Origin of the sequence: Streptomyces glaucescens, assembly GCF_002154375.1 — a bacterium.
GTDB classification, from domain to species: domain Bacteria; phylum Actinomycetota; class Actinomycetes; order Streptomycetales; family Streptomycetaceae; genus Streptomyces; species Streptomyces glaucescens.
Genome location: NZ_MUND01000072.1, coordinates 1 through 21,239, shown reverse-complemented (window position 1 = coordinate 21,239; position 21,239 = coordinate 1). Strand labels below are relative to the sequence as shown.

The 21,239-nt window shown below is 71.3% G+C and carries 21 protein-coding genes and 2 tRNA genes; 13 read left to right on the top strand and 10 right to left on the bottom strand.

All coding sequences use genetic code 11. The features are described from left to right. The 3 genes from CCN42_RS05780 to CCN42_RS05770 form a co-directional block, all read left to right on the top strand. Positions 1–861: AIM24 family protein (locus CCN42_RS05780; protein ID WP_143661855.1), on the top strand; the 861-nt coding region annotated here is incomplete at its 5' end. A gap of 11 nt (positions 862–872) precedes the next feature. Next, positions 873–1,553: an AIM24 family protein gene (locus CCN42_RS05775; RefSeq protein WP_086173603.1), complete on the top strand. Its 681-nt coding sequence runs from the start codon at positions 873–875 to the stop codon at positions 1,551–1,553. An 18-nt stretch (positions 1,554–1,571) separates the two neighbouring features. Beyond that, the gene (locus tag CCN42_RS05770) at positions 1,572–2,327 is read left to right on the top strand and encodes an AIM24 family protein (RefSeq protein ID WP_086733435.1); all 756 of its coding nucleotides are present in this window, start codon (positions 1,572–1,574) and stop codon (positions 2,325–2,327) included. A 64-nt stretch (positions 2,328–2,391) separates the two neighbouring features. Here the strand turns inward: CCN42_RS05770 and CCN42_RS05765 are convergent, their stop codons facing one another. After that, entirely contained in the window at positions 2,392–2,913 is a 522-nt protein-coding gene (locus tag CCN42_RS05765) for an NUDIX hydrolase (RefSeq protein WP_086733433.1), read from the bottom strand. Then, a complete protein-coding gene (locus tag CCN42_RS05760; RefSeq protein WP_086168803.1) occupies positions 2,910–4,367 on the bottom strand; it encodes a zinc-dependent metalloprotease in 1,458 nt (485 codons plus the stop codon). Before CCN42_RS05760 ends, CCN42_RS05765 begins: the two co-directional genes overlap by 4 nt. 194 nt (positions 4,368–4,561) lie before the next feature. On the opposite strand from CCN42_RS05760, the gene CCN42_RS05755 reads away from it, so the two are divergent. From CCN42_RS05755 to CCN42_RS05740, 4 genes are all read left to right on the top strand, one after another. Beyond that, positions 4,562–5,674, top strand: a complete 1,113-nt coding sequence (locus CCN42_RS05755) for an SDR family oxidoreductase (protein WP_086733431.1) — start codon at positions 4,562–4,564, stop codon at positions 5,672–5,674. Between the two features lie 114 nt (positions 5,675–5,788). After that, a complete protein-coding gene (locus tag CCN42_RS05750; protein WP_086733429.1) occupies positions 5,789–6,250 on the top strand; it encodes a molybdenum cofactor biosynthesis protein MoaE in 462 nt (153 codons plus the stop codon). 75 nt (positions 6,251–6,325) lie between these two features. After that, positions 6,326–6,547: a hypothetical protein gene (locus CCN42_RS05745; protein WP_143661854.1), complete on the top strand. Its 222-nt coding sequence runs from the start codon at positions 6,326–6,328 to the stop codon at positions 6,545–6,547. A 53-nt stretch (positions 6,548–6,600) separates the two neighbouring features. Beyond that, positions 6,601–7,698 (top strand): YlbL family protein, encoded by a 1,098-nt coding sequence (locus CCN42_RS05740; protein ID WP_086733425.1) that lies wholly within the window; start codon positions 6,601–6,603, stop codon positions 7,696–7,698. Between the two features lie 72 nt (positions 7,699–7,770). Here CCN42_RS05740 and CCN42_RS05735 read toward each other — a convergent pair whose 3' ends face one another. After that, entirely contained in the window at positions 7,771–8,316 is a 546-nt protein-coding gene (locus CCN42_RS05735; RefSeq protein WP_245877164.1) for a PPA1309 family protein, read from the bottom strand. A gap of 163 nt (positions 8,317–8,479) precedes the next feature. Here CCN42_RS05735 and CCN42_RS05730 point away from each other — a divergent pair, with 163 nt between their 5' ends. From CCN42_RS05730 to CCN42_RS05715, 4 genes are all read left to right on the top strand, one after another. Beyond that, the gene (locus CCN42_RS05730) at positions 8,480–11,443 is read left to right on the top strand and encodes a UPF0182 family membrane protein (RefSeq protein WP_086733424.1); all 2,964 of its coding nucleotides are present in this window, start codon (positions 8,480–8,482) and stop codon (positions 11,441–11,443) included. Between the two features lie 43 nt (positions 11,444–11,486). Beyond that, a tRNA-Met gene (locus CCN42_RS05725) sits at positions 11,487–11,560 on the top strand. A gap of 248 nt (positions 11,561–11,808) precedes the next feature. Further along, complete coding sequence (locus tag CCN42_RS05720) at positions 11,809–13,635, top strand: tetratricopeptide repeat protein (protein ID WP_086733422.1); 1,827 nt, start codon at positions 11,809–11,811, stop codon at positions 13,633–13,635. A gap of 85 nt (positions 13,636–13,720) precedes the next feature. Further along, a tRNA-Met gene (locus CCN42_RS05715) sits at positions 13,721–13,794 on the top strand. Between the two features lie 148 nt (positions 13,795–13,942). Here the strand turns inward: CCN42_RS05715 and CCN42_RS05710 are convergent. After that, positions 13,943–14,359 carry a Fur family transcriptional regulator gene (locus CCN42_RS05710; RefSeq protein ID WP_043503979.1) on the bottom strand — a complete coding sequence of 139 codons (417 nt, stop codon included), beginning with the start codon at positions 14,357–14,359 and terminating at the stop codon, positions 13,943–13,945. 151 nt (positions 14,360–14,510) lie between these two features. Between CCN42_RS05710 and CCN42_RS05705 the strand changes: the two genes are divergently transcribed. Further along, positions 14,511–15,965 carry a catalase gene (locus CCN42_RS05705; RefSeq protein ID WP_086733420.1) on the top strand — a complete coding sequence of 485 codons (1,455 nt, stop codon included), beginning with the start codon at positions 14,511–14,513 and terminating at the stop codon, positions 15,963–15,965. Positions 15,966–16,042: 77 nt separating this feature from the next. Here CCN42_RS05705 and CCN42_RS05700 read toward each other — a convergent pair whose 3' ends face one another. Both CCN42_RS05700 and hisN read right to left on the bottom strand, forming a co-directional pair. Then, positions 16,043–16,453: a CBS domain-containing protein gene (locus tag CCN42_RS05700; RefSeq protein ID WP_086168813.1), complete on the bottom strand. Its 411-nt coding sequence runs from the start codon at positions 16,451–16,453 to the stop codon at positions 16,043–16,045. 135 nt (positions 16,454–16,588) lie between these two features. After that, positions 16,589–17,389 (bottom strand): histidinol-phosphatase, encoded by an 801-nt coding sequence (hisN, locus tag CCN42_RS05695; RefSeq protein ID WP_086733418.1) that lies wholly within the window; start codon positions 17,387–17,389, stop codon positions 16,589–16,591. Between the two features lie 143 nt (positions 17,390–17,532). On the opposite strand from hisN, the gene CCN42_RS05690 reads away from it, so the two are divergent. Then, positions 17,533–18,141 (top strand): TetR/AcrR family transcriptional regulator, encoded by a 609-nt coding sequence (locus CCN42_RS05690; RefSeq protein ID WP_086733416.1) that lies wholly within the window; start codon positions 17,533–17,535, stop codon positions 18,139–18,141. Between the two features lie 7 nt (positions 18,142–18,148). Here the strand turns inward: CCN42_RS05690 and CCN42_RS05685 are convergent, their stop codons facing one another. The 4 genes from CCN42_RS05685 to CCN42_RS05670 form a co-directional block, all read right to left on the bottom strand. Further along, positions 18,149–18,472, bottom strand: a complete 324-nt coding sequence (locus CCN42_RS05685; protein WP_086733412.1) for a DMT family transporter — start codon at positions 18,470–18,472, stop codon at positions 18,149–18,151. A gap of 134 nt (positions 18,473–18,606) precedes the next feature. After that, complete coding sequence (gene rsgA / locus CCN42_RS05680; RefSeq protein WP_086733410.1) at positions 18,607–19,617, bottom strand: ribosome small subunit-dependent GTPase A; 1,011 nt, start codon at positions 19,615–19,617, stop codon at positions 18,607–18,609. A 16-nt stretch (positions 19,618–19,633) separates the two neighbouring features. After that, positions 19,634–20,965, bottom strand: coding sequence for a 3-phosphoshikimate 1-carboxyvinyltransferase (gene aroA / locus CCN42_RS05675; protein ID WP_086168818.1), 1,332 nt, complete (start codon positions 20,963–20,965; stop codon positions 19,634–19,636). Positions 20,966–21,052: 87 nt separating this feature from the next. Beyond that, on the bottom strand, positions 21,053–21,239 hold a 187-nt coding region (locus CCN42_RS05670), incomplete at its 5' end, for a M50 family metallopeptidase (RefSeq protein WP_211294636.1).

Genomic DNA, 21,239 nt, shown 5'->3' with positions numbered 1-21,239 from the left:
CCCCAGCAGCAGCCGTACGGCCAGGCCGCCCCCGCGCCGACCGCTCCGCCGCCGCCCGGCTACCCCCAGGCCCAGGCGCCGCACATGCCCCAGGCCGCACCGCCGCCCGGCTACGGTCAGCAGCCGCCCTTCGGACAGGCTCCCGGCCAGCCCGCGCCGTACGGCGCCCCGCAGGGCATGCCCCATGGCGCCCCGCAGGCGCCCGGTGTCGCCGCCGCGCTCCAGCAGTTCAAGGAGACGCCCACCGGGCAGCGCTGGACCCAGCAGAACAAGAAGCTGGTCCGCGTGGACCTGGGTGTCGGCGGGCAGCCGGTGCTCGCCCGCCAGGGCAGCATGGTGCTCTACCAGGGCAAGGTCGACTTCAGCTACAAGGGCGCCGGTTTCGCCGGCCGGATCGTCGGCAACGCCACCGGCCAGGAGATGCAGCTGATGCGCTGCACCGGCCAGGGCCAGGTCTTCCTCGCCGAGAACTCCACGATGCTGCACCCGATCGAGCTGCAGGGCGACGGCATCTGCGTCTCCGCCGAGAACGTCCTCGCCTTCGACGAGAGCCTGACCTACGAGGTCCGCCGCATCGAGGGCCACGGCATCCCGGGCGGCGCGCTGTTCACGATGCAGTTCCAGGGCACCGGCACGATCGTCGTCAAGACCCATGGCACGCCCGTCGTGCTGCCGGTCACGCCGACCACGTTCGCCGACTGCAACGCCGTGGTCGCCTGGTCGTCCGCCGCCCAGGTGGTCGTCTCCAGCCAGGTCCGCATGCGCCGCAACGCCTACCCGGGCGACACCGGGGAGAGCGTGAACCTCCAGTTCCGGGGCGCGCCCGGCAACTTCATCGTCGTCCAGCCGTACGAGGTCTGAGGGAGCCCGTCATGAACCAGCCGCTCGCGGGTTACGCCCCCGCACCTGTCACCGCCCGCATGGAGAACCACGGCAACCACATGCTGAAGGTCGCCATGCAGACCGGGAACGACCTCCTCGCGCGCGTGGGGTCGATGGTCGCCTACGAAGGGTTCATCCAGTACGAGCCCAACCCGCCGGCCGTGCGCCAGATCGCCAAGGACTGGATGACCGGCGAGGGCGCGCCCCTGATGAAGTGCTCCGGGGACGGCCTGCTCTACCTCGCCGACTACGGTGCCAACGTCGTCGTGATCAACCTCAACGGCGACGGCATCTCCGTCAACGCCACCAACCTGCTCGCCTTCGACGCGCATCTGACCTGGGGCGTCGAGCGGGTCAAGGGGCTCGCGAAGTTCGCCGGCCAGGGCCTGTGGAACACGAGGATCTCCGGCCAGGGCTGGGTCGCGCTGACCTCCCGGGGCAAGCCGATCGTCGTCGACTGCGGCGGCGGCGAGGACGAGACCTACGTCGACCCGGACGCCCTCGTGGCCTGGTCCCCGAACCTCAAGGTGAAGGGCAAGCGCAGCTTCAAGGCCCAGTCGCTGATCGGCCGGGGCAGCGGAGAGGCCTACCAGATGGCCTTCTCCGGCCAGGGCATCGTCGTCGTCCAGCCCAGCGAGGACAGCACCGACCGCCTTCGGGTCCGGGGCTGAGGGGGAGCCAGAAACACCATGCAGAGTCCGCTTTTCGCCCACAACGAGCAGCAGACCCAGGAACGCTGGAGCCTGCAGAACAAGCAGATGCTGCGCGTCGCCCTGGAGGGCCACGACGACATCCTGGCCCGCAAGGGCACCATGGTCGCCTACCAGGGGATGGTGGAGTTCGACGCCGAGTTCCAGGGCAGCGGCCAGTCGCGCGACCGCGCCCACACGGGTGAGGGCCTGGACCTGATGCGCTGCCACGGGCAGGGCACGGTCTACCTCGCCAACCTCAAGCAGCACATCCACCTGGTCGACGTCGACCAGGACGGGCTCACCGTGGACAGCAGCTACGTCCTCGCGATGGACTCCTCGCTGCATCACGAGGTCATCGCCGTCGACAGCCTGTACGGCATCTCCGGCTCGGGGAAGTACCAGCTCAACATCACCGGCCGCGGCAAGGTCGCCCTGATGACCTCCGGCATGCCGCTGATGATGCAGGTCACGCCGGACAAGTACGTCAACTGCGACGCCGACGCGATCGTCGCCTGGTCCACCGGGCTGCGGGTGCAGATGCAGGCGCAGACGCACTCCTCCGGCGTCTGGCGGCGCCGCGGCAGCACCGGCGAGGGCTGGGAGCTGAGCTTCATGGGCACCGGCTTCGCGCTGATCCAGCCGAGCGAGATGCTGCCGCCGCAGAACGCCCAGGTCGGGTCGGGGCTCGCCGCACAGTACGGAATGGGCCAGCAGGGGGCCCGGGGCCAGAACCAGGGCAACGTCTGGAACTGAGCCCACGAGGACATCGGTAAGGGGTGACCGCCATGGCGGTCACCCCTTACCCGTCCCACCCTGTTCAGAGCCTGGCCCGGGTGGCCTCCAGCAGTCGTACGACCGACTCGTCGGCCACGTCCGCCACCTCGTCGTAGGAGAACCAGCGCAGGTCCAGGGACTCGTCGCTGATCTGCTGGACGGCGTCCGGCGGGGCCGACACCGCGTACTGCACGTCGAGGTGGACGTGGCAGGGCGGAGGGATCGGATGCCGGTCCAGCCGCACCGGGCCGCCCGGCAGCAGGCTCAGCCCCGCGATGCCGGACTCCTCCGTCGCCTCGCGCAGCGCCGCCGTCGCCAGTGAGGTGTCCCCCGGCTCGCAGTGGCCGCCCATCTGCAGCCACATCCGCAGCTTGCGGTGGAGGGTGAGCAGCACCCGGCCGCGCACCGGGTCGATCACCAGCGCGCTCGCCGTGACGTGGCCCGCGGGGCAGGCCTTCCACATGCCGTCCGGGTGCGCGGCGAGGTGGTCGAGATAGGCCTGGCGCAGCTCTTCCTGGCCCTCGTACGCCTTCAGCACGAGGACCGCGTCGTCGTACAGGCTCACTCCGTGCCGTCGCCCTTGCCGTCGTCCTCGCCGTCCGCGTCGGCCTCGCCCTTGTCCTTCTTGCGCAGGTCGGGCTTGTCCGCCGCCTCGCCGAGCATCTTGTCCCACTCGGAGAAGTCCATCTGCTCGCGGTGCACGAAGCCGTCCGGGTCGTCCAAATCCGTGGCCGTCGGCAGCATGTCCGGATGGGCCCACAGGGCGTCCCGGCCGTCGACACCGCGCGCGTCCGTGAGCGAGGCCCACAGACGGGAGGCGTCGCGCAGCCGGCGCGGGCGCAGCTCCAGACCGATCAGCGTGGCGAACGTCTGCTCGGCCGGACCACCGGAGGCGCGGCGGCGTCGCAGCGTCTCGCGCAGCGCGTCGGCGGACCCCAGACGAGGCTTCGCGGCGGCGTGCACCACCGCGTCCACCCAGCCCTCGACGAGCGCCAGAGCCGTCTCCAGCCGGGCCAGGGCGGCCTTCTGCTCCGGCGTGTCCTCCGGCTGGAACATGCCCTGCTGGAGAGCGTCCTGAAGCTGCTCCGGGTTCTGCGGGTCGAACTGGCCGACCACGTCCTCCAGCTTGGCGGTGTCGACCTTGATGCCGCGCGCGTAGCCGTCGACCGCGCCGAACAGGTGCGAGCGCAGCCACGGCACATGGGCGAAGAGGCGCTGGTGGGCGGCCTCGCGCAGGGCGAGGTACAGCCGCACCTCCTCCTTGGGCACACCCAGGTCCTTGCCGAAGGCCTCGATGTTCACCGGCAGCAGCGCGGCCTTGCCGGCCGGGCCGAGCGGCAGGCCGATGTCGGTGGACCCGACGACCTCGCCCGCGAGCACGCCGACGGCCTGCCCGATCTGCGTGCCGAACATGGCGCCGCCCATGGAGCGCATCATGCCGATCAGCGGGCCCGCCATGGCCTGCATCTCCTCCGGCAGGACGTCGCCCATGGCGTTGCCGACGCGCTCGGCGACCGGGTCGACCAGCTCCCGCCACGCGGGCAGGGTGGCCTCGACCCACTCCGCGCGGCTCCAGGCCACGGCGGAGCCGGCGCCGGACGGCAGGGAGGTCGCGTCGTCCAGCCAGAGGTCGGCCAGCCGGACGGCCTCCTGGACGGCGGTGCGCTCGGCGGGGCCGACGCTCGCGTCCTTGGTGCCGTCCGACGTGCCCTGGGAGACCGTCTGGCGGGCGATCTGCTTGGCCATGTCCCAGTTCACCGGGCCGCCCTCGTAGGAGAGCATCTGGCCCAGCTGCTGGAACGCGGCGCCCAGGTCGGTGGGGTTCAGCGACCCGAACATGGCAGCGAGCGGATTGTCCGCCCCGGGGCCTCCAAAGCCTCCGGCGCCGGGCAGCGACCCGAAACCGAACGGGTTGGCCGGTCCCTGCCCACCACCGCTCTGCTGGTCCTTCTTCTTGCCCTCGTCGCCGTTCTCCGGCTCCTCCGGCGGAAGGCCGAATCCGAATGGGGTGTCACTCACGGGATTCCTCGGCTGGTAAGGCCGCCGGTTCTTTACCCGACGGCACGACTGCCCGACAACACCACCCAGCGTAGACACCCGGGGCGGTTCGGGCCTCGGTGCTTCGCCGACAGGAGGCCTGCGGCAGGATGGATGCCACCTGGTACGTACGCGTCACTCGCGCTCGTACTGAAGACAACCGCTGGAGACGCCCGGTGAGTTCCCCAGACCCGCAGGTTCGCGCAGCGCGAAACCACTCAACCACTCCCGCCGCGCGCGGGCCCGTCGTCGCGGTCACCGGTGCCGCGTCCGGGGTCGGCGCGCTGCTCACCGCGCGATTGGCCGCGTCGGAGGAGATCAAGCAGGTCATCGCCATCGACGAGCGACGCGGTGAGTGCGCCGACGCGCAGTGGCACATCCTCGATGTGCGCGATCCGGCCATCGCGGAGAAACTGCGCGGCGCGGACGTCGTCGTCCACCTCGCGCTCGACCTCGACCTGGAGAGCGATGCCGCCGCCCGGACGGCGTACAACGTCCGGGGGACGCAGACCGTGCTCACCGCCGCCGCGGCGGCCGGGGTGCACCGGGTGGTGCTGTGCACCTCCGCGATGGTCTACGGGGCGCTGCCGGACAACGAGCTGCCCCTGTCGGAGGACGCCGAGCTGCGCGCCACCGCCGAGGCGACCGGGGTCGGGGACCTGCTGGAGGTCGAACGGCTGGCGCGCCGGGCGCCCCGCGCGCACCCCGGGCTGAATGTCACCGTGGTCCGTCCCGCGGTGCTGGTCGGGGGCACGGACACCGCGCTGACCAGGTACTTCGAGTCGCCTCGGCTGCTGGTGGTGGCCGGCTCGCGACCGGCCTGGCAGTTCTGCCACGTCGACGACCTGTGCAGTGCCCTGGAGTACGCCGTCCTGGAGAAGGTGGACGGCGAGCTGGCCGTCGGCTGCGACGGCTGGCTGGAGCAGGAGGAGGTCGAGGAGCTCAGCGGGATCCGGCGGATGGAGCTGCCGTCGGCGGTCGCGCTCGGCGCGGCGGCGCGGCTGCACCGGATCGGGCTCACGCCGTCCCCGGCCGGGGACCTCGCGTACACGATGTACCCCTGGGTGGTCAGCGGCAGCCGGCTGCACGACGCCGGGTGGCGGCCCCAGTGGACCAACGAGGAGGTGCTGGCGGAGCTGCTGGAGGAGGTCTCCGGGCGGCACACCGTGGCCGGGCGGCGGCTGGGCCGCAAGGACGCCACGGCGGCGGGCGCGGCCGGGGCCACGGTGGCTCTGCTGGGCGCGGCGGCCGTGGTGCGGCGGGCACGGAAGGCCCGGCGGCGGATCTGAGGAGGGGCGCCACCCGGGCCGGAGGTCCGGCTGTAGGAGGCTCCAAAGGGTGGCGCCGGTTGCCGGGGGAAAGGGTTGTTCCCGGTCGTCGGCGGGGTGAGGCACGATGGAGGCATGGCAGCCACGAACGATCATCCCGGTGAGCAGGGCGCTCAGGAGCCCGTCAAGCTGATCGGCATCCGGGAGACGCCGCTCTCCGTGGACGAGGTGTTCCGCGCGGTCGGGGACGAGGCCGCGGGCGGCACCGCGCTCTTCGTCGGGACGGTGCGCAATCACGACGGCGGAGCCGATGTCGACCGGCTCGGGTATTCGTGCCATCCGAGCGCCGAGGCCGAGATGCGGCGCGTCGCGGAGAAGGTCGTCGCCGACTTCCCGGTGCGCGCGCTGGCCGCCGTGCACCGCGTGGGTGATCTGCGGGTCGGGGACCTGGCCGTCGTCGTCGCGGTCTCCTGTCCGCATCGCGGCGAGGCCTTCGAGGCCTGTCGCAGGCTGATCGACGACCTCAAGCACGAGGTGCCGATCTGGAAGCACCAGACGTTCTCCGACGGCACCGAGGAGTGGGTCGGCGCCTGCTGAACGCCGCGCCGGAGCCCTCCGGCGCCCCACCCGGCTTGCGTAACCGCACCCCTGCCGTGAGCGTTGTCAGTGCGGATGGTTAATCTGCTGATCAGTCAGTTGCGGACGCTCGTACGGGGTTGGGAGGTCGGCATGGCGGCGCTCGCCTGGTTGCTGATTCCGCTGATGGCTGCGATCGGCGCGGGCCTGTGGGGCGTATGGGCCAACCGGACCCGCAGGGTGCGCGGTGACGGCCCCGAGCTCGACGGGTACGCCCGGTTCCGCGCGGCCATGGAGAAGTCCCACTCGGGCAGCTGACCGCAGGACCGCCCTGACGGTGTGCTGACAGAACCGTCCCGTACTGTCGAGGCATGCCACGCCGCACTGCGACGATGCTCGCCTCCACCCTGATGCTGATCGCGCTCCTGTGCGCGGGAGTCCTCATCCCCGTGCCGTACGCGGAGCTGTCCCCGGGGCCGACGGTGAACACGCTGGGCGAGCACGACGGCGAGCCGGTGCTGCAGATCGCGGGCCGCAAGACCTACCCGACGACCGGGCACCTCAACATGACCACCGTCCGCGTCACCAGCGCCGACTACCGGATGAACCTGGTCGAGGCGGTCTACGGCTGGCTGGCCCACGACAACAAGGTCGTGCCGCACGAGACGCTCTACCCGGACGGCAAGACCGAGGAGGAGTCCACCCAGGAGAACGCCGAGGAGTTCAGCCAGTCCCAGGAGAGCGCCAAGGTCGCCGCCCTGGAGCAGCTGGACATCCCGGTGCAGTCCTGGGTGATCGTCTCCACCGTGGTGAAGGGGTCGCCCGCCGAGGGCAGGCTGCATGCCGGCGATGTGATCAAGGCGGTCGACGGTACGGCGGTGAAGGAGCCGGCGGACGTCGCCGAGCTGGTGACCAAGCACGAGCCCGGCGAGGACGTGCGCTTCACGATCGTGCCGGCCAAGGAGCAGGTCGCCGCGGAGAAGGAGAAGCGGGCACCGGCCAGGACGGAGAACGTCACCGTCACCACGGCCGTCTCCGACGACGGCGGGGAGAAGCGGGCGGTCGTCGGGATCTCCGCGGGGACGGACCACACCTTCCCGTTCACCATCGACATCAAGCTGGCCGACGTCGGCGGCCCCAGCGCCGGACTGATGTTCGCGCTCGGCATATACGACAAGCTGACCCCGGGCAGCCTCACCGGCGGCCGTTTCGTCGCGGGCACCGGCACCATCGACGACGCGGGCGAGGTCGGCCCGATCGGCGGTGTCGAGATGAAGACGGTCGGGGCGCGCGACAAGGGCGCCGAGTTCTTCCTGACGCCCGCCGACAACTGCGCGGCCGCCGCCAAGGACACCCCCGAGGGCCTCACCCTGGTCAAGGTGGACACCATCGAGGACGCGCTCGGCGCCCTGAAGGACATCCGCGCGGGGGACACCGCCGACCTGCCGAAGTGCGCCGCCGAGGGCTGAGCCGGCCGTCGCCGCACACGGCTGGGGGCGCCCCGCGAGGCAGGGGCGCCCCCATCGCCGTGACCGGACCCGTCAGTCCTCGAACGTCGCCGCCAGCGCCTCGGCCAGGCCCGGCACCAGGTCGGAGCCGGTGAGCACCTCGGTCGGCGAGTCCTTCTCGCGCAGCCGCAGTGCCGACTCGCGCGAGCCGTCGCGCAGGACGGCGACCGTCATCCGGACCTCCTGGCGCTCGGGGTGCTTCGCCACCCACCGGGTGAGCGCGGCCTCGTCCAGGTCCTGCGGGACCTGAGCCTCCGCGGACGGCGGCAGCATCAGGCGCTCCACGGTGAGCGCGCAGCCGACCACCGCGCCGGGCCAGGCGATGGTGCCCAGGAAGTCGTCGAGCGGCTTGTCCGTCGGCACTTCGTCCTGCTCGATCGGGGTGAGACCGGCGGGGGTCTCCTGCTCGTCCCCCAGGCCGAGCTGCGCCGCGAGGGCGGGTTCCTGGGCCCGCAGCTGCGCGGTGTCTACGAGGGCGAAAAGGCGGGCGGGCTGGTCCCAGCCGAGGCCGGAGGCGTACTCGTCGATCTCGAGCACGGCCCGGGTGAGCGGGCTCGCCGCCATGGGAGTGTTGGACATGGTCACAATCCTGCCTCGTTCCCGCCCCGAATCGGGAACCGAGTAAAGCGTGAGTAAGTTGCATAGGTGAGGGCCTACGATCACGGGGCCCTCCCCACGGCCCGCGAAAACGGGGGCCTGACAGACCAACAGCGACTTTCGAGGTGCCACCTTGGCTTTCCAGATGCCGGACCGCGGCGGAGGCCCGACGGGGCCACGGATCAGAGTCGGCCGCCCGTCCCGGCGTGTCCGCACCCTGCTCATGACACTGGGCGTCCTTGCCGTCCTGGCCATGGCGTTCACCATGTTCGCGGGCTTCTGGACGGACTGGCTCTGGTACCGCTCGGTCAACTACTCGTCCGTCTTCACCACCACCCTGTCGACGAAGATCGGGCTCTTCTTCGTCTTCGGCCTGCTCATGGCCGTGTCGGTGGGCTTCAACATCTGGCTGGCACACCGGCTGCGGCCGCCGCTGAGCGCGATGTCGATGGAGCAGCAGAGCCTCGACCGCTACCGGATGGGCATCGCGCCGTACAAGAAGTGGCTGCTGTTCGGCATCACGGCCCTGGTGGGCCTGATCGCCGGCGCGTCCGCCTCGGGGCAGTGGCGGACCTGGCTGATGTGGGTCAACGGCGTGCCGTTCGGCGTGGAGGACCCGCAGTTCCACCTGGACGTCAAGTTCTACGCCTTCGACCTGCCCTGGTACCGGTTCCTGCTCGGCTTCGGCTTCGCCGCCGTGATCCTCTCCGTGATCGCCGCCGCGCTCACCCACTACCTGTACGGCGGGCTGCGCGTCACCAGCCCGGGCGCCCGCGCCACGGCCGCCGCCACCGGCCACCTGTCGGTGCTCCTCGGCATCTTCGTCGCCCTGAAGGCGGTCGCCTACTGGCTCGACCGGTACGGCCTCGCGGTGAAGTCCAGCGACTTCAAGGCGACGGACAACTGGACCGGTCTGAGGTACGTCGACGCCAACGCCTATCTGCCGGCCAAGACGATCCTGTTCTGCATCGCCGTCATCTGCGCCCTGCTGTTCTTCGCCACCCTGTGGCGGCGGACCTGGCAGCTGCCGGTCATCGGCTTCGGCCTGATGGTGCTCTCCGCCATCCTGATCGGCGGCCTGTACCCGGCGATCGTGCAGAAGTTCCAGGTCCAGCCGAACGAGCAGGCCAAGGAAGCGCCGTACGTCGAGAAGAACCTCGCGGCCACGCGTGAGGCCTACGGCATCGACGGGGCCAAGGTCAGCGACTACCCCGGTACGAGCAAGACCGAGGACAAGGCCGCCCTGCGCGACGACGCGGACGCCGCGGCGAGCATCCGGATCCTGGACCCGAACATCGTCTCGCCGACGTTCCAGCAGCTCCAGCAGATCCGGAACTACTACGCGTTCCCGACCAACCTGGACGTCGACCGCTACAGCCAGGACGGCAAGGAGCAGGACACGGTCATCGGTCTGCGCGAGCTGAACCTGGCCGGCATCCCGAAGAAGAACTGGATCAACAACCACTTCCGCTACACCCACGGCTACGGCGTGGTCGCCGCCAAGGGAACCACCGCCGACTCCGAGGGCCGCCCGGTCTTCACCGAGTCCGACCTGCCGTCCAAGGGCGACCTCGGGACGTACCAGCAGCGGATCTACTACGGCGAGAAGACGACGATGTACTCGATCGTCGGCGGCCCGCAGAAGGAGATCGACTACTCCGACGACAGCGGCGAGAAGACCTACAGCTACGAGGCCAAGAGCGGGGTCAGCCTCTCCAGCCCGATCAACCGGGCCGCGTACGCGGTGGCGCTCAACGAGCCGCAGATCCTCTACTCGGGCGCCATCGGCGAGGGCTCGCGGATCCTGTACAACCGCACGCCCAAGGAGCGCGTCGAGGCGGTCGCCCCGTGGCTGACCATCGACGGCGACGCCTACCCGGCGGTCGTGAACGGCAAGATCCAGTGGATCGTCGACGCGTACACGACGACGAACGGCTACCCGTACGCCTCCCGGACGACCCTCGGTGACACCACGGCCGACTCGCTGAACGCGCGCAACGACTCGCGCACGGTGGTCGCGCAGCAGAACCAGGTCAACTACATCCGCAACTCGGTGAAGGCGACCGTCGACGCGTACACCGGCGAGGTCAAGCTCTACCAGTGGGACACCCAGGACCCGGTCCTGAAGACCTGGATGAAGGCCTTCCCGGACACGGTGGAGCCGAAGAGCGCCATCTCCGAGGAGCTGATGGCCCACCTGCGGTATCCGCAGGACCTGTTCAAGGTGCAGCGCGAGCTGCTCACCCGCTACCACGTGAAGGACGCGACGACGTTCCTCAGCGGCAGCGAGGTGTGGCAGGTGCCGGACGACCCGACCAACAAGACGGGCGACGCGGTGCCGCCGTACTACCTGAGCATGAAGATGCCCGACCAGAAGGAACAGGCGTTCTCGCTGACGACCACCTTCACGCCCAACGGCCGGGACAACCTCAGCGCGTTCATGGCGGTCGACGCGGAGGCGGGCACCAGTGGCTACGGGCAGATCAGAATCCTGAAACTGCCGACGAGCACCACGGTCTCCGGACCCAAGCAGGTGCAGAGCCAGTTCAACTCCGAACAGGACATCGCCGAGACCATCAGGCTGCTGAGAGGCGGCGACTCGGAGGTGGAGTACGGCAACCTGCTGACGGTGCCGCTGGACGGCGGGCTGCTGTACGTGGAACCGGTCTACGTCCGCGGTGGCGGCCTGAAGTACCCGCTGCTGCGCAAGGTGCTGGTGACCTACGGCGGCAACACCGCCTTCGAGGACACCCTCGAGGAAGCCCTCAACAAGGTGTTCGGCGCGGAGGGCCCGGCCCCCGAGCCGCCCGAGGAGGAGGGCGGCGACGGTGACGGCGACACGACAACGCCGCCGGCGACCGGTGACGCCACGGTCGAAGCGGCTCTCGCCGACGCGCAGAAGGCCTTCGGCGCCGGCCAGGAGGCCCTGCAGAAGGGCGACTGGGAGGCGTACGGCCGGGCGCAGCAGGACCTGGAGGACGCGCTGAAGCGGGCCGAGGAGGCCCAGTCGCGGGCCGACGGGACCGGTGGGGGCGGCGGATCCGGCGGTGGCACCGGCGGCGGTGGCGCCTCCGGCAGTCCCAGCCCGAAGCCCAGCCCCAGTAGCTGATCATGTGCTCCCCCCGCGCCGTGGTACGGTTGTCGAACAACGGCGCGGGGTGGAGCAGCTCGGTAGCTCGCTGGGCTCATAACCCAGAGGTCGCAGGTTCAAATCCTGTCCCCGCTACTGAAGTCGACGACAAGTCGGTGTGAAGTCGACGTAGTCGCACGACGACAAAGGCCCGGATCTCATCACGAGATCCGGGCCTTTGTGATCTGCGAACTCATGTGCCGGTGTGGAGCATCGCCGTGCCGCCGTGGGGAGTTGGGAAGTTTGTGTTTGACTTATCTCTCTGTGGGCATGTCGACAAAACGCTGAAGTGACCTCATTGGCTTCGGCATTCCAGGTGTACCCGGGTTGCGGGTGGTGCGACGATGGACGTTATGGGGGACATGGCAACTCTGTTCGAGACAGGGCGGTTTGTGCAGCCGACCGGCCAGGAGGAAACCCGCGACGAGGCCACCGAGGCCGCCGAGGAGGCTCGGCAGCGGATCGCCGCGGAGGCCGGTGACGTCGAGGCGATGAGCGTTCTCGGGGCCATGCTGCTGCGCCGCGGCGATCTCGACGGAGCCGAGCCGCATCTGCGCGCCGCCACCGCTGCCGGGGACCGGGCAGCCGCCAACAACCTCGGCGTCCTGCTCCACCAGCGGGGATATCCCGAGGAAGCCGCCGGATGGTGGCGGATCGCCGCCGTCGCCGGGTCCGCCGCGGCCGCGCACGCGCTCGGGCGGCACTACCGGGAGCGCGGCGACGAGCCCGCCGCCGAGTACTGGCTGCGGCAGTCCGCCGAACAGGGACACCCGCTGGGCGCCTACGCGCTCGCCGACCTGCTGGAGCACCGCGGGGACGACGAGGCCGAGAAGTGGATGCGGGCCGCCGCCGAGCGGGGTCACCGGGAAGGCGCGTACCGGCTCGCCCGGGCGATGGACCGGCGGGCCGCCGCCGCGGACCCCGGGGAGGACGCCGACGCCGACAACGGTGTCGCGGCCGGGACGGCGGACGAGGCCGAGCAGTGGTACCGGCAGGCCGCCGCGCGCGGACACCGGCGGGCCGCGCTGTACCTCGGCGCGATCCTCGAACGGCGCGGCGAGCTGAAGGAGGCCGGGCGCTGGTACCTGACCTCCGCGAAGGACGGGGAGGCGCGGGCGGCGTGCGCGCTCGGGTTCCTGCTGCGGGACGCCGGGGACGAGGAGAGCGCCGCCGTGTGGTGGCTGAAGGCCGCGCAGGAAGGCGACGGCAACGCGGCCAACGCGCTGGGCGCGCTGCACGCCGAGCGGGGGCAGACCCAGACCGCGGAGCGGTGGTACCGGGCGGCCATGGACGCCGGTGATGTGAACGGCGCGTACAACCTCGGGCTGCTCTGCGCCGAGCAGGGGCGGGTCGCACAGGCCGAGCAGTGGTACCGGAGGGCCGCGTACGCCGGGCACCGGGAAGCGGCGAACGCGCTGGCCATCCTGCTGCTCCAGGGCGGCGACGAGACCGGAGCCGAGCCGTGGTTCTCCAAGGCCGCGGAGGCGGGGAGCGTCGACGCGGCGTTCAACCTGGGGATCCTGTACGCGGGGCGGGGCGAGGAGACCGCCGCCCTGCGCTGGTACGAGCGGGCCGCCGCCGCCGGGCACACCGAGGCGGCGCTCCAGGTCGGGATCGCGCGGCTGCGCGACGGTGACGAGCAGGAGGCGGAACGGCACCTGCGGTGCGCGGCCGGCGGGGGGAGCGCGGAGGCGGCCTACCGGTTGGCCACCGTGCTCGACGCGCGGCAGCCGGCCGGGGCCGGACCCGAACTGGGCGAGCCGGTGCACCGGCGGACCGAGTGCGAGGAGTGGTACGAGCGGGCGGCCTCCCAGGGGCATCGGCGGGCGCAGGTGCGGGTCGGGATGCTCGCGGCGGCGCGCGGGGACGTCGTCGAGGCGGCGCGCTGGTACCGGGAGGCGGCCGAGGCCGGGTCGCGCAACGGGGCGTTCAACCTGGGGCTGCTGCTGGCCAGGGAAGGGAGCGAACCGGAGGCCGTGGTGTGGTGGCAGCGAGCCGCCGACGACGGTCACGGTCGGGCGGCGCTCCGGCTCGCCCTCGTCTACGCGCGTCGCGGCGAGCTGCTGGAGGGCCAGCGTTGGGCCGATCGCGCGGTGACGCTCGGGCCGGGCGAGGTGGCCGAGCGGGCGGCCCGGCTGCGGGACGCGCTGCGGGAGGAACTGTCGGCGTGACCTCCGCCGGGGGGCGTCCTGGGAGAGGCGCCCTCCGAGGCGATTTGCTTCTGTGGGTGGGTTGACGTAATGTTGCATTCATCGACGCGGGGTGGAGCAGCTCGGTAGCTCGCTGGGCTCATAACCCAGAGGTCGCAGGTTCAAATCCTGTCCCCGCTACTGAAGGCCGAGGGCCGGAATCCGAAAGGGTTCCGGCCCTCGGTGTTTGTGCGTGTGCGCGTATGCATGTGCGTAGGGACGCGCGCGGAGAAGACGTCAGCCCCGGCACGGGAAAGTGCCGGGGCTGACGTGTGCGCTGGGGCGTGGGCTACGCCGAGGTGCAGTTCGGGCAGATGCCGCGATAGGTCACCTCTACGTCCGACACCGTGAAGCCGAAGCGCTCGGAGTCGGGGAGGTCGGCCAGCGGGTTGCCGGTGGGGTGGACGTCACGGATCGAGCCGCACTGGGCGCAGACCAGGTGGTGGTGCGGCCGGTGCGCGTTCGGGTCGTAGCGCTTGGCCCGCTTGTCCGTGGTGACCTCGATGACCTCGCCGAGGGACACCAGCTCGCCGAGGGTGTTGTAGACGGTCGCCCGGGAGATCTCGGGCAGTTTCGCGACGGCCCGGGCGTGGACCTCGTCGGCCGTGAGGTGCACGTGTTCGCCGTCGAGGACCTCGGCCACGACACGCCGCTGCGCGGTCATCCGCCATCCGCGTCCGCGCAGCCGATCAAGAAGGTCGCTCATGGCATCAGCCTAACAGCAAGGAACCTAGGTTCCGAATAGGTGTGAAGTTGGAGTCCCACCGAAGTTGGAGCTGCGCTTGACTTAGACATTGTCTATTGTAGGATCGACATCGGCGTTGGCCAAGGGACAGGTAAGACAGGAAGGCGCGGACGTGACTCAGGGACCGCTCACCACGGAGGCCGGTGCTCCGGTAGCCGACAATCAGAACAGCGAGACCGCGGGCGTCGGCGGCCCGGTGCTCGTCCAGGACCAGCTCCTGCTGGAGAAGCTGGCCCACTTCAACCGCGAGCGCATCCCGGAGCGTGTCGTGCACGCCCGCGGTGCCGGTGCCTACGGCACCTTCACGGTGACCGCCGACGTCACCCCGTACACGCGCGCCAAGTTCCTCTCCGAGGTCGGCAAGCAGACCGAGGTGTTCCTGCGGTTCTCCACCGTGGCCGGCAACCTCGGCGCCGCGGACGCCGTCCGTGACCCGCGCGGTTTCGCGGTGAAGTTCTACACCGAGGAGGGCAACTACGACCTCGTCGGCAACAACACCCCGGTCTTCTTCATCCGGGACGCGATCAAGTTCCCGGACTTCATCCACACCCAGAAGCGCGACCCGTACACCGGTTCCACCGAGGCCGACAACGTGTGGGACTTCTGGAGCCTCAGCCCCGAGAGCACGCACCAGGTGACCTGGCTGTTCGGGGACCGGGGCATCCCCGCCTCGTACCGCCACATGGACGGCTTCGGCTCGCACACCTTCCAGTGGAACAACGAGGCCGGCGAGGTCTTCTGGGTCAAGTACCACTTCAAGACCGACCAGGGGATCAAGAACCTCACCCAGGAGGAGGCCAACCGCCTCGCCGGTGAGGACCCCGACTCCCACCAGCGCGACCTGCGCGAGGCCATCGAGCGCGGCGAGTTCCCGAGCTGGACCGTGGGCGTGCAGATCATGCCGGCGGCGGACGCGCCGACGTACCGCTTCAACCCGTTCGACCTCACCAAGGTGTGGCCGCACGCGGACTACCCGGTCATCGAGATCGGCAAGCTCGAGCTGAACCGCAACCCGCAGAACGTCTTCGCCGAGGTGGAGCAGTCGATCTTCTCGCCCGCGCACTTCGTGCCGGGGATCGGCCCCTCCCCGGACAAGATGCTCCAGGGCCGGCTGTTCGCCTACGGCGACGCGCACCGCTATCGCGTCGGCATCAACGCCGACCACCTGCCGGTGAACCGCCCGCACGCGACCGTCGCGAACACCAACTCCCGTGACGGCCTCCTCTACGACGGCCGGCACGGCGGCGCCAAGAACTACGAGCCGAACAGCTTCGGCGGCCCGCAGCAGACGGGCCGGGCGCTGTGGCAGCCGGTCGACGGGTTCACCGGCGGCACCGGCAACCACCCGACCCCGCGGCACGCCGAGGACGACGACTTCGTCCAGGCCGGCAACCTCTACCGGTTGATGAGCGCGGACGAGCAGGAGCGGCTCATCGGCAACCTGGCCGGCTTCATCGCCAAGGTCTCGCGCCAGGAGATCGCCGAGCGCGCGATCGGCAACTTCCGCAACGCGGACGCCGACTTCGGCAAGCGGCTGGAGGCCGCGGTCCAGGCCCTGCGCGGCTGAACAACTCCACCAGCACTGGATCGCTTGCCGTAGGCGACGGGCCGGGTCCCCTCGGGGGCCCGGCCCGCCGTGCGTCGCTACGCCGACACGGCCGGCGCGGTGGCCAGCCGCGGTCTCGCCGGGGCCCAGCAGCGGATGATGTCGCGGACCGAGACGATGCCGGCCGGCTCGTCCCGGTCGAGGACGATCAGGTGCCGGAAGCCGCCGTGCGCCATGGTGCGGGCCGCCTCCTCCAGGGTCCAGGCCGGGGCGGCGAAGACGACGTCGGTCGTGGTGTGGGCGTACGCGCACTCCGTGTCCGGGTCCTGTCCGAGGCCCACGGAGTTGAGGATGTCGCGTTCGGTCAGGATGCCGATACCGCCGGCGTCCGGGTCGTGGACGACGGCCGCGCCGACCCGGCGGGCGGCCATCAGAGCGGCGGCCTGGCGGAGGGTGTGGGCGGGGCCGATGGTGAGGACGACGGTGCTCATGGCGTCGCGGACGAGCATGGGCTGGAGCCACCTCCTAAGAGATCCCCTGGTGAGGCCCCGGATCAGGGTTTGTTCCGGGATTCACAAATTCACAAGTGGGGGAACTCTCAGAGTGGCAGGCAAAGGGAGGGTCAACAAGGGGGCGCGTGGAGCTCAAAGGCGCTGATTCAGATACCCCAGCAGCTCGTCGTGGAGCAGACCGTTGGACGCCGCCGCGTTGCCGCTGTGCGGACCCGGGAGCCCGTCGAGGCCGGTGAACGTGCCGCCCGCCTCGGTGACGATGATGGCGTTCGCCGCCATGTCCCACAGCGACAGCTCGGGCTCCGCGCACAGGTCGACCGAGCCCTCGGCCACCATCATGTACGGCCAGAAGTCGCCGTACGCGCGCGTGCGCCAGACCTCACGGGTCAGGTCCAGGAAGCCGTCCAGCCGGCCCTGCTCCTCCCAGCCGGAGAGCGAGGAGTACGCGAACGAGGCGTCCGCGAGCTTCGACACCTGGGAGACGTGCAGGCGGGTCGCCTTCTGCAGGCTGCGCCCGGTGAACGCGCCGTGGCCCTTCGCCGCCCACCAGCGGCGGCCGAGGGCCGGCGCGGAGACCACGCCGACGACGGGCTGGTAGCCGCCCTCCCCGGCCTCCATCAGGGCGATCAGGGTCGCCCAGACGGGCACGCCGCGGACGTAGTTCTTGGTGCCGTCGATGGGGTCGATCACCCAGCGGCGGGGGCCGGTGCCCTCGACGCCGTACTCCTCGCCGAGGATCGCGTCCCGGGGCCGGGCGCGCTGGAGCTGGCCGCGGACGAGTTCCTCGGCGGCCCGGTCCGCTTCGCTGACCGGGGTCATGTCCGGCTTCGTCTCCACCTTGAGGTCGAGGGCCTTGAAGCGGTCCATGGTGGCGGCGTCCGCGGCGTCCGCGAGGACATGGGCGAGACGGAGGTCGTCGAGGTAGTCCGGCATGTGACGAACGGTATCCGGCGCGCCCGGCGCGAGGCCACACGGGGCCACCGCCCTCGTGCGCCCGCCGGGCCCGCGTGAGCCCTTGACAGTGCTGTGGGGCGCGTCAAATCTGGGCGCAGAGCCGTCGGCCGGCGAGGGAGGCGATGATGCCTGCAGCCCGGGAGTCCCTGCTCGACGCCGCTTGCGCGGCGCTGGCGCGCCGGCCGTGGCCGGCGGTGCGGATGGTGGACGTGGCCGCGGCGGCCGGGGTGTCGCGCCAGACGCTGTACAACGAGTTCGGCAGCAAGGAGGGGCTCGCCCGGGCGCTGGTGCGGCGGGAGGCTGACGCCTATCTGGCCGGCGTCGACCGGGCGCTCACCGCGCCGGCGGACTCCCGGGAGCGGCTGGCCGCCACCGCCGAGTGGATCGCCGCGGCGGCCCGGGAGAACGCACTGGTCCGCGCGTTGATCACCGGCTGCTGGAGCGAGCGGCTGCCCGCCCTCACCCTCGCCGCCGTACCGTCCGCCACCGCCGTGCCCGCACAGCGCCGCGCGGACGGCCCGCTGCCGTCACCCGGCGACCTCGTGGTCCTGGTCCGCGACCGTGCCGTCGCCGTGCTCGCCGGGCCGGACGGCGGCACGGCGGAAGCGGCCGAACTCGCCCGCTGCTGCGAGCTGGTGGTCCGGCTGGCGCTGTCCTGTGTGGCCGCCCCGCCGGGCGAGGGGGGAGTCGCCGGTCTGGTGCGCGGTGCCCTGCACCGGCAGCCTGTCTGAGGGGAGTTCAGTGTGCCGACCCGGACAGCTGGAGCCCGATCACCCCGATGATCACCAGACTGATGGAGACGATCTTCAGGGTGGAGACGATGTCGCCGAGGAAGACCATGCCGTAGATCGCGGTTCCGGCGGCCCCGATCCCGGTCCACACCGCGTACGCCGGCCCCACGTCCAGCTTCTTCAGGGACAGGGTCAGCAGACCGAAGCTGCCGAGGGCGAAGGCGGCGAAGGCGATGGTCGGCCAGAGCCGGGTGAAACCGTGCGAGAGCTTGAGGCAGACGGCGAAACCGGTTTCCAGAAACCCTGCCACGATGACCAGCAGCCACGCCATGTGCTGTCCTCCCGTACGTCCCCGTGGGTCCCGTCGCGCACTGTGACCGCTTTGCTCGCCTTTGGCCGAGCTTGCTTCCGGCTCGGTGCGATTATGCCCTTACCGGACCCACCCCCGGCCAAACAACGCGAAGGTCAGTCGCCCTCCCGCGCCTCCCGCGTGGAGAGCAGCCGACGCAGGGAGTAGAGCCGGGCGGGATCGGCGTGCCCCTCGGCCACCCACGCGTCCAGCGCGCAGTCCGGTTCGTCGTGGCTGCACGCGCGCGGACAGCCCTCGGTGCCGGGCACCAGGTCGGGAAACGCGTTGATCACACGGGACGGATCGATGTGGGCCAGGCCGAACGACCGTACGCCGGGAGTGTCGACCACCCAGCCGCCGTCGCCCGCGAGGGGCAGCGCCAGGGCCGAGGTCGTCGTGTGCCGGCCGCGGCCCGTCACCGCGTTGACATGACCGGTCGTACGTCGCCGCTCCTCCGCCACCAGCGCGTTCACCAGGGTCGTCTTGCCGACACCGGAGTGGCCCACGAAGGCGGTGACCTTGCCGTCCAGATGTTCGCGCACCCGGTCCGCCGCGTCGCCGTTCTCCAGCTCCTCGCGGCTGGTGACGACGTACGGGATGTCCAGGTCGCCGTACAGCTCGAGGAGCTTGTCCGGCGGGGCGAGGTCCGACTTCGTCATCACCAGCAGCGGGGTGAGGCCGCCGTCGTACGCCGCCACCAGACAGCGGTCGATCAGCCGCGGACGCGGCTCGGGGTCGGCGAGGGCGGTGACGATGGCGAGCTGGTCGGCGTTGGCGACGACCACCCGCTCGTACGGGTCGTCGTCGTCGGCCGTGCGTCGCAGCACCGAGGTGCGCTCCTCGATCCGGACGATCCGCGCGAGCGTGTCCTTCGTGCCGGAGAGATCACCGACCAGGGCCACCCGGTCGCCGACCACGGCCGCCTTGCGGCCCAGTTCGCGGGCCTTCATCGCCAGGACCACGCGGTCCTCGACCAGGCAGGTCAGGCGGCCCCGGTCGACGGTGAGGACCATGCCCTCGGCGGCGTCCTCGTGCTTGGGCCGGATGTGGGTGCGCGGCCGGTTGCCCTTGCGGTTCGGGCGGCTGCGGATGTCGTCCTCGTCGGTGTGCTTGCCGTAACGGCGCATGACTTTCCCCGCGTCCCTACGCCCCGAGCATCCCGGTCCAGAGGTCGGGAAAGTCCGGCAGGGTCTTCGCCGTCGTCGCCACGTTCTCGATCCGTACCCCCTCGACCGCCAGGCCGAGGATCGCGCCGGCGGTGGCCATGCGGTGGTCCTCGTAGGTGTGGAAGACACCGCCGTGCAGCGGGCGCGGGCGGATGTGCAGGCCGTCGGCGGTCTCGGTGACGTCGCCGCCCAGCTCGTTGATCTCCTTGGTGAGGGCCGCCAGGCGGTCCGTCTCGTGCAGCCGCAGATGCGCCACGCCGCGCAGCGTGGACGGGGAGTCGGCGAGCGCGGCGACCGCCGCGATGCCCGGGGTCAGCTCGCCGACCTCGCCCAGGTCGACATCGATGCCATGGATCGCACCCGAACCGGTGAACCGCAGGCCGTACTCGGTCAGCTCGCAGGAGCCGCCCATCTCGGTGAAGATCTCCCGCAGCCGGTCGCCCGGCTGGGTGGTGCGGGCCGGCCAGTCGGGGATGACCACCGTGCCGCCGGTCACCAGCGCCGCCGCCAGGAACGGCTGGGCGTTGGACAGGTCCGGCTCGATCGTCAGATCACGGCCCAGCAGCGCGCCCGGTGTGACCCGCCAGACGTTCGGCTCGCCGCCCGACTCGGGAGTGTCCACCTGGGCGCCGACCGCGCGCAGCATGTCGACGGTCATCCGGATGTGCGGCAGCGACGGCAGCGTGGCCCCCACGTGCCGGACCTCGACGCCCTGGTTGAACCGCGGCCCCGACAGCAGCAGGGCCGAGACGAACTGCGAGGACGAGGACGCGTCGATCTCGACCCGGCCCCCGTCCAGGGCGCCCCCGCCGTGCACGGTCAGCGGCAGCGCGCCCCGGCCGTCGTCGTCGATCCGGGCGCCCAGCACCCGCAGCGCGTCGACGACGCCGTTCAGGGGACGCTCGTACGACCTGGGGTCGCCGTCGAAGCGGACGGGACCGTCGGCGAGCGCGGCGACCGGCGGCAGGAACCGCATCACCGTGCCGGCGTTGCCGACGTCGACCGCGGCCGGGCCGCGCAGGCCGTTGGGGATCACCCGCCAGGCCTCGCCCGTGACGTCACCGGCGCCCGCGCCGGCCGAGCTGGACGACACCGTCTCCTCGATGCCCACGCCCATCGCCCGCAGGGCACCGGCCATCAGCAGGGTGTCGCGGGAGCGCAGCGGGCGGCGCAGCCAGCCGGGTTCGCTCGCCAGGGCGGCGAGCACCAGGGCGCGGTTGGTGACCGACTTGGACCCCGGCACGTGAACCGTCGCGTCGACGGCTCCGCTCGCGTGCGGGGCGGGCCAGAGGGCAGGGTTCGGGGCCATGGGCCCACTTTATAAGGAGGGGGGTGGACCGGCTGTTCGTCGGGTGCGGCGCCGTCGTGGCCGGTCGCTCCCCGGCCGCGTGGGCGGTCACAGTCCCAGCAGCCAGCGGCCGCCGCCGATCAGCGAGCACAGCGACACCGCGTGGAACAGGAACAGCCACACCCCCGCCGGCGCGTGCGTCAGCCGGGACAGCTGGTCGGCGTCGGAATCACCCGCTCCGCCCCGCGCGCGCTTCGACTGCAGCTCGAACGCCGGGCGTACGCCCCCCAGCAGC